Below are 11,634 nucleotides of genomic sequence, written 5' to 3'. Positions count from 1 at the left end.
GTAAATAAAATTTAAACATCCAAATAATTTAGCATTATGAGCAATTTTATTGTATATATATTAACTGACAACAACAGAAGATACTTTGAAATCGACTTTACTTCCAATATGCTCAGCACTGTCGTAGAGCTCCAGCAAGCTAATAGTTTCACCTTTCAACAGGGGAGCAGCTTAAACAGAATCATCTATTCCGAAGCTTTTTCAAAACTGGCATGCGCTAAAAAGAGAATGAACGAGTTGCAAAATTTCACACACCTACAAATCGAGAGAATTATTCGCAAGAATAACCCAAACTGGAACAACCTCTTCCCACAGCAACAGCAGGCTTACACCAAGAGAAACAGTAATTACGCGGCCTAACAATAGATAATAGAAAAAAAAGCCGCCCAATTTTCATTAGGCAGCTTGTTATTTGTTATGCTGTTATAGATCCAAAAGAGGATAAACGCTTTTACTAAATTGAGGTTGATGAGGTATTCTCCAACGCCCCTGTGTTTTCACCGACACTACCACCATTGTTATTTTGCTCGGTAGCACCCTCCGTAGACTCTTCTTCAGGCCCAATAAATCCTTCATCTGTCTGCTCGTCAACACTTGTTGAATCACTTTGCTCAGGCTCCGGATCACTATAACGCGGTGTCTCACATTTATACGACTTTGTGATTTCGACCGTAGGTTCAGGGAATTTCCCTTGTGTATACCCCAATTGCTTATCTTTATAGACGGATTCCAAAAACACACCGAATATCGGCAAAGCCGTTCGGGAACCTTCTCCAGTATGCGAATTCTTGAAGTGTATGCTTCTTTCATCACATCCAACCCAGATTCCGGTAACCAGATCCTTCGTCACCCCCATATACCAGCCGTCAACATATTCGGAAGATGTCCCGGTCTTACCACCAATTTGATTCTCTTTATCAAAAAGATCCCACTCCCACAATCCCTGCGACGTACCTCTGGGCTCTTCCATCCCCCCACGCAACATATAAGTCATCAACCAGGCATCTTGCTTATCGACAACTTGTTTGCGTTCTGCCTGAAAGGTAGCGATAACATTCCCGTCATGGTCTTCAATTTTAGAAACCAGTACCGGTGTGACACGCTCGCCATGATTCATCATCGTCGAGTAACCGTTAACCATTTCAAAGACCGATACATCATTAGGCCCCAGTCCAACAGATGCTACCGGATTGAGCTTGCTCACGATACCACAACGCTGCGCCGCATCCACAACTTTCGCCGGAGTAACCATATCGGTCAGCTGAACTGTAACCGAGTTAATAGACCTGGCCATCGCATGACGCAACGACATTTCACGATATGAAAAATTCCAATCTGCATTTTTCGGTTCCCACACTTCTATAGAATCCCCCTTGTCAATCTTTATGGTAACAGGCTTATCGGTAATCTTGTCACAAGGTGACATCCCAGACTCCAGGGCAGCCAGATAAACAAAAGGTTTAAATGTGGAACCTGCTTGTCGTTTCGCCTGCATCACATGATCATATTTAAAATATTGATGGTCTATACCACCTACCCAGGCCTTAATTTCACCCGAATAGGGATCCATTGACATCATCCCGGCATTCAACATCATGGCATAATATTTTAAAGAATCCATCGTGGACATCTCTTTTTCAATCTTACCATTATCCCTCCAGTTATAGACTTCCATTTTTTTCTTTTTATTCAGAAAGTAATTAATGCTGTCCGGACTATTGGCATATTTCTTACTCAGAAATGCATAATAAGGAGTCTTCTTTGCCAAATTCTCCAAAAAGTTCGGGATTACTTTCCCAGAAAGATCACGCCAGGGCTCCTGACCATCCCAGGTATTATTTAAGCGCTGCTGCAACTCAGCCATCTGTTTAGCCACAGCTTCCTCAGCATGTTTCTGAAGTTTTGAATTGATCGTTGTATATATTTTTAAACCATCCGTATAGATATCGTAATTATTTTCCTCGGACCATTTTTCCAGCCATTTGGCCACAGCGGTACGCAAATAAGAATCCCCACCAGCATTCACGTCCTTATTATTCGCATTCAAAACAATCTTCTCTTTAACTAATGCATCATAAGCTGCTTTCGTCAGAAAGCCACTCTTATGCATTTGACTCAATACGGTATTTTTTCGATCAAATGCCTTCTCAGGATTTCTGATCGGATTATACAGGGTTGTCCCCTTCAGCATACCGATCAACACCGCTGCTTCATTTTGATTCAGCTGATTGGCTCCTTTTGAAAAATAACGTTTTGCGGCCGTTTCTATACCATAGGCATTATTACTAAAAGAAACAGTATTCAGATACATTTCCAATATCTGGTTTTTACTATACCGCTGCTCAAGCTTATAAGCCGTCATCCACTCCTTAAATTTGGTAATGACCAGTCCGGCAACAGGCAAACGTGTCAACAGCCCTCCGGCTTTATTGTAACGCGTGCGGTAAAGATTCTTGGCCAGCTGCTGTGTAATCGTACTTGCACCGCGCTTATCTCCTTTTAAAGTAGAGACAATACCTGAACCGAGCCCCAAAAAGTCAACACCATTGTGCGAATAAAAACGTACATCCTCTGTTGCGATCAATGCATTAATAACAGTTTTAGGAATACTGTCAAAAGGAACCGGATTCCTATCTTCATCGAAATACCGACCGATCAATACGCTATCAGCGGTGTACAGCTCAGTAGAAATATTGAGGCTGGGCATAATGATATCTTTTTTTGTGGGGGAATAGCCAAACAGCCACAAAAAATTAAGTTGTATGGCACAGACCAAAACAATAACGAAATATATTGCAATAACGAGATAACGAAGAACCCGATTCTTTATACGTCTAAACATAAATGGAAATTTATCTTATATTCAACATATTGAATCAGCAAAAGGTTTTACCCTTGCTCAATATGCGCCTATACGTGTTTCAGGGGCTAAATATACAACTAAATACATCTCCCTAATTAACTATTTACATTTTTTAACAATAAAAAATAAGCATTTATTCAAACAAGGTCAATAGGCAAAAATACATTTCACCAGCCTTGTTTTGCTCATTATGGAGAATTAAAAATGTAAAAAAAGTTGAGGAAGGACTTTGTTGAGATCAATAAGTTAGCTGACATGTCCGCAAATATTATACCTACTTTTAACATATTATCTATTTTATTTTAAAATAATAATGATATTTGCTTAAATTTAGATGTAAACTAGTCAACTATTAGCATGTTAAAACAGACATTACAACAAAAGCTATTACAAAAACTGTCGCCACAACAAATTCAATTTATTAAATTGTTGCAGGTACCAACAGTTTCATTAGATGCCAGAATAAAAGAAGAATTAGAAGAAAATCCTGCATTAGAAGATGGTAGCTTGACTAACATGACCGATCCAATCGAAGAATATCCGGATAAAGATCCTGATGACAGTTTTGATAACGAAGAAGGTTTCGATTCAGATGATTTCAGTTTGGAGGACTATATACAAGAGGATGATTACAAAGATTATGGAAATGGGTATGACTACGGTGATGACGACGAAGACAGAAAAGAAATGCCAGTTGCCATCCAGCACTCTTTCTACGAACAACTGCAACAACAGCTAGACCTTCTGGCTTTGGACGATAAGCATTTTCTAATCGGCCAACAAATTATCGGAAGTCTGGACGACGATGGTTACCTACGACGTCCGATCATAAATTTAGTAGATGACCTGGCTTTTGGTCAAAATGTAATGACCGAAGAGCATGAGGTATTGGATATGCTAAAAGTAATCCAGGATTTTGAACCTGCAGGGATTGGTGCCAGAGATCTCCAGGAATGTCTTTTGATTCAGCTGCAAAAAAAAGACATCAGCAACCCTACAATAAAACTGGCAATTAAAGTCGTTGCCAATTATTTGGATGAATTCACAAAAAAACATTATGATAAGCTCGAAAAGTCACTGGGAGTCTCGTCTGAAGACTTGAAAAATGTGGTGAATGAAATTCTAAAGCTTAACCCGAAACCGGGTGATTCAGGAGCAGTGGCAGGCAAACAACTTCATATCATTCCCGATTTTCATATCAGCAACAACGATGGCATCCTTCATTTGACTCTGAATGGACGTAATGCCCCCGAACTCCGCATAAGTCGTGACTATCAGCACATGTTTGAGCATTACGAAAAATCCGATCAAAAAGACAAAAAAATGAAGGAAGCGGTACAGTTTGTCAAACAAAAACTTGATTCGGCCAAATGGTTCATTGATGCAATCAAACAACGCCAACAAACCTTGCTAAAAACCATGAATGCCATCATGGAATATCAATACGACTATTTTCTTAGCGGTGATGACCGCAAATTGAAACCGATGATACTAAAGGATATCGCCGATAAAATCGACATGGATATCTCTACCGTCTCCCGTGTGGCAAATTCAAAATATGTACAAACTGAATTTGGAACATTCTTGTTAAAATCGTTTTTCTCGGAGGCAATCCAAACTGATTCCGGTGAGGAAGTTTCGAATAAAGAAGTCAAAAAAATACTGGAAGAGTGTATTGCCAAAGAGAATAAGCGCAAACCATTGGCCGATGAGAAATTAACCGAAATTCTTAAAGAGAAGGGTTACAATATCGCACGCCGGACCGTGGCAAAATACCGGGAAGCATTAAACATACCTGTCGCAAGATTACGAAAAGAGCTCTAAGAGCTCTTTTTTGTTTTTCGGGTGACAATCAAATCTAAATTAAGAATAGTATCTTTGTGCTCGAATTAAATAAGCATGAAGGAATGAGCAAAGTAAAAGTTGGAGTTGTACAGATGAGCTGTACCGCAAGCAAACAAGAGAATCTCGAAAAAGCTATCGCTAAAGTAAAAGAAGCCGCTGCAAAAGGTGCGCAAATTGTGTGTCTGCAAGAACTCTTTACCTCTTTATATTTCTGCGATGTAGAAGATTATGACAATTTCGCACTGGCCGAATCTATCCCAGGCCCATCTACAGATGCCCTGTCTGCTGTTGCGAAAGAAGCAGGGGTCGTTATTATCGCATCATTATTTGAAAAAAGAGCGGAAGGTCTTTATCATAATACCACTGCCGTATTAGATGCTGATGGCTCCTATTTAGGCAAATACCGTAAAATGCATATCCCGGATGATCCTGCATTTTATGAAAAATTCTATTTCACACCCGGTGATCTAGGTTATAAAGTATTCAAAACAAAATTTGGTAAAATAGGTATATTAATCTGTTGGGACCAATGGTATCCAGAAGCATCAAGGATCACCGCATTAATGGGTGCCGAAATTTTATTTTACCCAACGGCAATCGGCTGGGCAACAGATCAGGACGAAGAAACCAACAAAGATCAATACAATGCTTGGCAAACCATTCAACGCTCTCATGCAGTAGCAAATGGTGTACCAGTGGTATCTGTCAACCGTGTCGGATTTGAGCAGGATGGCGCCATGAAATTCTGGGGCGGTAGCTTTGTGGCAAATGGACAAGGTAAACTGTTATACCTCGCTTCTCACGATAAAGAAGAAATTGAAGTCGTTGAACTGGACCTGAGTGAATCTGATTATTTTAGAAAACACTGGCCTTTTCTACGTGACCGCAGAATAGAAACCTATTCCCCGATCACCAAACGTTTTATTGACGAAGACTAATAGCAAATCATATTGGCCATTTTAATTTTGTAATTCATAAAAAGAAGAGCAGATTAAAATGGCTTTTTACATTTTAAAGCATGGAACAAGAAAGCACTTTCGCACAGGCATATTTTGATAATTCCCCAAAAAAACAAGGTTTTTCGTTTCCCGCAGAATGGGCAAAACAAGAAGCTTTGTGGTTGAGCTGGCCTCATAAAGAGGAATCTTGGCCCGGAAAAATTGATACCATATACCAGCCCTATTGCGAGTTTATTAAAGCTGTTGCTGCTGGACAGAAAGTTAGAATCAATGTTGCTGACGAAGATATGAAGGCATTCGCCATCGCAGAATTGAAAAAAGTAACGGCCGATTTTAGCAATATTGAATTTTATTTCAACCCGACCAATGACGCTTGGTGTAGAGATCATGGTCCCGCTTTCCTGATCAATCAAAATTCAGGCACAAAAGCAGTTGTTGACTGGGGCTATAACGCCTGGGGTGGCAAGTATCCACCTTTCGATCTGGATGATGTCGTTCCTACACGGATAGCTAAAGAGTTTGGCCTTCCTTTATTCACACCGAATATCGTCATGGAGGGTGGTTCTGTCGAATTCAACGGAGCCGGAACAGTGATGACAACAACAGCATGTCTGCTCAATGAAAACAGAAACCCTGATTATACGAAAGAGCAGATTGAGACTTACCTCAAAGAATTCTATGGACAAGATCAGGTATTATGGCTAGGCGACGGAATCATTGGAGATGATACAGATGGCCATATTGACGACATTACACGTTTTGTGAATGAAAACACTGTTTTAACTGTTGTGGAAGAAAATCCGGAAGATGAAAATTATGCCATCCTCCAGGAAAATCTAGAAACACTTCGTTCCTTCAGATTATTAAACGGAGAATCACTTAATATTGTTGAACTACCGATGCCAGCAGCCGTGATTTATGAGGACACCAGACTTCCGGCATCATACGCAAATTTTTATATTGCAAATGATGTTGTCGTTGTTCCAATTTTCAACGATCCTAATGACCAAAGAGCATTGGATATTATTCAGGAGTGCTTTCCGACACGGAAAGTTATCGGAATTAATTCAGTAGACATTATCTGGGGACTGGGTAGTTTTCATTGCTTGAGTCAGCAAGAACCCGCGCTCTGCTAAAGGTAAATTATACTATAAACAGAAAGGCTTCTTAATCGGTTAAGAAGCCTTTCTGTTTATAGTATCTGCTCACAAGCACTATCAAATTAGATATTTCTATAACAAGGTTGGCTGTTTACTCGCGACAACCGCTCCACATTAACTTATCGCAACGACCCGAAGCGACCAAAACAGGAAACTAAACAACCACGACATGCACACCGGACTTCTCTAACGATTCCACAAATCCGGCACTCACTTTATCATCTGTAATCAAAATATCGATTTTTTCGAAGCCACAAATTCGCCCAAAACTACGTCTTCCAAATTTGGACGAATCAGCGAGCACAACGACCTTTTGAGCTGTATCGATCATGATACGGTTCAATTGAGCTTCTTGCGCACTGGATGTTGACACACCATACTCCAGGTCTATTCCGTCCACCCCTAAAAACAATTTACTACAATAAAAATCATGCAGTAAATTTTCAGCATATTTTCCAGTGACTGAAGTAGAAGTTTTGCGTAATGTACCTCCCATCTGCATAATTTCTACTGATGGGTATTTAATTAGCTCCATGGCAACATTCAGCGCTGAAGTGACCACGGTGATGTTTCCCTTAGGCACAATCTGCCTGGCCAACGATTGCATGGTTGTTCCGGACGCAATAATAATCGAATCATTTTCCTCAATCATCTCAGCAGCCTTCTTACCGATTCTGCTTTTGTCATCCGAGCGAAGTTTCTCTTTTTCAAATACTGTCCGGTCCGTTGTATAAGGATTGTATTGTGTTGCTCCGCCATGGGTCCGAAAAAGCAGACCACTTTCCTCCAAAAGTGTAAGATCCTTTCGGATGGTAACAGAAGATACGCCCAGTTCCTCACAAAGGTCAATCACCTGGACTATACCTACCTCTTTTAATTGTTTTAAAATATATTGATGTCGCTCTACGTTTGTCATGGTTCTTTTATATGCGCTAAAATATTAAATCTACCAGTTGTTTATCCATACAGATACATTAGAAAATACAACATATCAACTAAAACCAATGCTTGATTTTAGCGGTCAGATATGCTATACAAATTTCCCTAGCAGAACTGACGTTAAAATAATGAAATTATTTAATTATTTATACTCTCTATAAAGCAAATTATACTTTATTCTAAAAAGATAAAGTTTTTGATTTCGACAAATTCAAAATTCCAAGGGATTGGGCCAAATAAAATGGTAATCCAGTTCCTTTTGAAGCAGGCTTCCACAGACTATTTTTTGAAAATGATCCCCTTGGTCAAATTGCAATGGCAGATCGAAACCATACTTTTGTGCAGAGGCTAGGATCACATCTTTTTTCTTGGGGTGCATCGGTGCAACAACATTGTAAACACGATGATTTAGGTCCTTAATAGAAGCCAACATAATCAACTGCACAACATCATCGAGATGAACAAAATTGGCCGGCTGTTCACCTGTTGTGCAGATACGATTGGCAAAGTATTTAGCAAAAATGCGATTTTTACCAAATAGGCCTCCAAGTCGATATACATAAGTGTTAGGCAGTTGTAACATCAGCTGTTCAGCCAAAAGAAGTTTTTCGGAAAATTCTATTCCAGCTGAATCCAATTCACTATAGACAACATCTTTATCCGGATAAATTCCAACGGAACTTAAAAACACCTGTTTGGTCCATTGGATATCTTCAAGAAATCCTTTAACATTCGAAAAACGAGTTCCTAAACCAGAAAGACTATTTTTTTTGCTGGCGGGAATACTATTTAAAACAAAGTCGAACTGGTCCGGAAGAAATACATCAGGCAACACACTACCCTTATCAAAGTCAGCAATAAACGAAAAAATACCATCAGTTTTAAGCCGATGGTATTTTTCATATTGTGTGGTACTTGCCCAGACCTCATGTCCTTGATGTTTCATATCCATGGCAAACGATTCTGCCAGCCAGCCGCATCCTAAAATAAGTATCCGCATATGATCAAAAGATTAATAAGCTTTTGCAAATAAAACGCGTCTGCTAGAAGGCTTGCCCGTAAAGATACAAACACCTTGCTCCTCTTTGGCATCCAAAGGAATACAACGGATTGTCGCCTTTGTTTCCTCTTTCACACGTTTTTCTGTTTCTATGGTTCCATCCCAATGACAAGAGATAAATCCACCTTTACCTTCCAGCACTTCTTTAAACTCATCATAAGAATTTACCTCGGTAAAATGGGACGCTCTAAAATCCAATGCTTTTTGGTAAATATTTTCCTGTATTGCCTGCAACAGCTGTTCGATATTTCCCGCCAATCCTTCTTGCGCTACCGTTTCTTTTGTTTGCGTGTCACGACGGGCCAGTTCTACAGTTCCATTTTGCATATCTCTTGCGCCAACGGCAACACGCACCGGCACACCTTTCAATTCCCATTCCGCAAATTTAAAGCCCGGGCGCTGCGTATCGCGATCATCGTATTTCACGGAGATATCCTTTACCTTCAGTTCATTTGTTAACTGATTTACGAATGCATCAATCTGCGCTTTTTCTTCTTCAGTTTTGAAAATGGGAACAATAACAACCTGAATTGGCGCCAATTTCGGAGGCAATACCAAGCCTTGATCGTCTGAGTGCGCCATAATCAAGGCTCCCATCAAACGGGTAGAAACGCCCCATGATGTTGCCCATACATGTTCCAATTTCCCCTCTTTGGACGTGAATTTTACATCAAAAGCTTTGGCAAAATTCTGTCCAAGGAAATGCGATGTCCCCGCCTGTAAAGCCTTACCATCTTGCATTAAAGCCTCGATACAATAGGTATCCAAAGCACCGGCAAAGCGTTCGTTTTCGGTTTTGCGGCCACGTACAACCGGTACAGCAAGAATATTTTCAGCAAATTCTGCATAGACATCGAGCATACGTTCTGTTTCGGCAATAGCCTCTTCGCTGGTTGCATGCGCAGTATGCCCTTCTTGCCATAAAAACTCGGCCGTACGCAAGAACAGACGCGTACGCATTTCCCAACGGACCACGTTTGCCCATTGGTTAACCAAAATTGGCAGATCCCTATACGATTCGATCCAGCCACGGTAGGTATTCCATATAATCGTTTCAGAAGTCGGACGTACAATCAGCTCTTCTTCCAGCTTTGCATCCTCATCAACCACAATCTTACCTGTACCATCGTTTTTTAATCTATAGTGAGTGACCACAGCACATTCAGTGGCAAAACCTTCCACATGGGCAGCTTCCTTAGAAAAAAACGACTTGGGAATGAATAAAGGGAAGTAAGCATTGCTATGGCCTGTTTCTTTAAATCTCTTGTCTAAGATTGCTTGCATTCTTTCCCAGATAGCATACCCGTATGGTTTAATCACCATACAGCCTCGTACAGCTGAATTTTCAGCCAGATCAGCTTTGATCACAAGTTCATTGTACCATTGCGAATAATCTTCTGCACGACTTGTTATTCCTTTACTCATATGAAATTGATAAATTATTGTAACATTATTACGTTAAATCTCGTCTGTATTTCCAATACAAAAAGCGTTCAATAAAAAATATTTGTATTTTTGATTACTTCGATTAAACCCCGTCGAGAAATTTGCGTCTAAGATAGTAAATAAGGCTGTATAATCGAAAATAACGATTTAGGATATTATGAAAAAAAATAGATTATTTATCGGAGCACTTGCCATGACAGGAGCATTTATGTTAGGTTCCTGCGGTACGAGTAGGCAAATCTATAGCGACGATGTCTATGGCAATAATGGACAGGCTAGACAAAAAGTCTATCAAAGTCCGGATTACTATTACACAGATGCAGATCAGGTTCAACAAGGAGGACAAGCTCAGGGCGGTTATTATGATGACGAATATTCAGACCAGGATTACAACAATGACTCCTATGAAGATCTTGAATATGCCAATCGGATAAACAGGTTCTATTATGCCTCTCCAGGGATGACCTATTTTGATCCATTCTTCGATCCATGGTATGGTTATGGATTCGGCGGGATGTATGGATATGGTCCTTCCTTCGGTTTAGGTTGGGGCTGGGGTTCCGGCTGGGGTTCTTCGTGGTCTATCGGTTTAGGCTGGGGCTGGGGATCTGGCTGGGGCTGGGGATCTCCTTGGTATGGCGGCTATTACCCTTGGGGTGGCTGGTATGGCGGCGGATACTGGGGTTCTGGCTGGTATGGCAATGGTTATTGGGGCGGTGGCTATTGGGGTAACTCAAGACCACGTTATGCTTCTTCGCGATCATCCTATAGAGACAATTACAATGTGCGTACTTCATCTTCCCGTACCAGAACTTCAGGAACTTATGATCGTACTGGCGTAGCTCGGGATTCCAGGGGACGTATTACGGCAGTTTCTAATGGCCGAACAAGCGGCGGTAGGACAAGGAATTCTGACGGTTCTATCTCACGTAGTTCTTCTTATGATAGAACAGGCGGCAGAACAAGAACTTCAGATGGCATCTCTACGAGAAGTGGCTATCCCGATGGAGGCAGAACACGGAGCTCAGACAGAACAAATGGAACATACCCAAGCATGCGAAGTTCCAGTGGAACTTCCAGAACACGTACAAACTCAGGTGAAGTTTCCCGTCCAATGAGCCGTTCGATGGAAACACGCTCAAACAATCCGAGTTCAACTTCCAGACCATCCTATACTCCACCAACAAGAAGTTATGATAGCGGTTCATCACGCTCAAGTGGCGGCTTCTCCGGAGGAAGTTCAAGATCCGGCGGCGGCTTCTCTGGTGGTGGCGGAAGCTCAAGATCCAGCGGTGGACGTACACGCTAGCAATAAAAAAACAAATTACAGTAGCATACATAATCATGTGTGCTACTGCTTAT

The 11,634-nt window shown here is 40.9% G+C and carries 9 protein-coding genes; 5 read left to right on the top strand and 4 right to left on the bottom strand.

Translation table 11 applies throughout. The annotated features are described in order from the left end of the window. Positions 1-36: 36 nt before the first annotated feature. A complete protein-coding gene (locus ABTV71_RS09445; protein ID WP_121121368.1) occupies positions 37-360 on the top strand; it encodes a hypothetical protein in 324 nt (107 codons plus the stop codon). A 94-nt stretch (positions 361-454) separates the two neighbouring features. On the opposite strand, the gene ABTV71_RS09440 is transcribed toward ABTV71_RS09445, so the two are convergent. Continuing rightward, positions 455-2,842, bottom strand: coding sequence for a penicillin-binding protein 1A (locus tag ABTV71_RS09440; protein WP_433903020.1), 2,388 nt, complete (start codon positions 2,840-2,842; stop codon positions 455-457). A gap of 378 nt (positions 2,843-3,220) precedes the next feature. On the opposite strand from ABTV71_RS09440, the gene rpoN reads away from it, so the two are divergent. From rpoN to ABTV71_RS09425, 3 genes are all read left to right on the top strand, one after another. Beyond that, positions 3,221-4,687 (top strand): RNA polymerase factor sigma-54, encoded by a 1,467-nt coding sequence (gene rpoN / locus ABTV71_RS09435; protein WP_121121364.1) that lies wholly within the window; start codon positions 3,221-3,223, stop codon positions 4,685-4,687. A gap of 83 nt (positions 4,688-4,770) precedes the next feature. Next, positions 4,771-5,646 (top strand): carbon-nitrogen hydrolase, encoded by an 876-nt coding sequence (locus tag ABTV71_RS09430; protein ID WP_121121362.1) that lies wholly within the window; start codon positions 4,771-4,773, stop codon positions 5,644-5,646. Positions 5,647-5,726: 80 nt separating this feature from the next. Further along, complete coding sequence (locus tag ABTV71_RS09425) at positions 5,727-6,803, top strand: agmatine deiminase family protein (protein ID WP_433903019.1); 1,077 nt, start codon at positions 5,727-5,729, stop codon at positions 6,801-6,803. Positions 6,804-6,981: 178 nt separating this feature from the next. Here ABTV71_RS09425 and agaR read toward each other — a convergent pair whose 3' ends face one another. The 3 genes from agaR to proS form a co-directional block, all read right to left on the bottom strand. Further along, positions 6,982-7,743, bottom strand: coding sequence for a transcriptional repressor AgaR (gene agaR / locus ABTV71_RS09420; protein WP_120258429.1), 762 nt, complete (start codon positions 7,741-7,743; stop codon positions 6,982-6,984). Between the two features lie 234 nt (positions 7,744-7,977). After that, the gene (locus ABTV71_RS09415) at positions 7,978-8,766 is read right to left on the bottom strand and encodes a GDP-L-fucose synthase (RefSeq protein WP_433903018.1); all 789 of its coding nucleotides are present in this window, start codon (positions 8,764-8,766) and stop codon (positions 7,978-7,980) included. A gap of 12 nt (positions 8,767-8,778) precedes the next feature. Further along, the gene (proS, locus tag ABTV71_RS09410) at positions 8,779-10,251 is read right to left on the bottom strand and encodes a proline--tRNA ligase (RefSeq protein WP_433903017.1); all 1,473 of its coding nucleotides are present in this window, start codon (positions 10,249-10,251) and stop codon (positions 8,779-8,781) included. A 178-nt stretch (positions 10,252-10,429) separates the two neighbouring features. Between proS and ABTV71_RS09405 the strand changes: the two genes are divergently transcribed. Continuing rightward, positions 10,430-11,581 (top strand): hypothetical protein, encoded by a 1,152-nt coding sequence (locus ABTV71_RS09405; protein ID WP_433903016.1) that lies wholly within the window; start codon positions 10,430-10,432, stop codon positions 11,579-11,581. The last annotated feature ends 53 nt before the right edge of the window (positions 11,582-11,634 follow it).

Source organism: Sphingobacterium puteale (assembly GCF_050986225.1).
Lineage (GTDB): Bacteria > Bacteroidota > Bacteroidia > Sphingobacteriales > Sphingobacteriaceae > Sphingobacterium > Sphingobacterium puteale.
The sequence above is the reverse complement of the archived record's forward strand: the minus strand, read 5'-3'. Positions and strand labels throughout refer to the sequence as shown.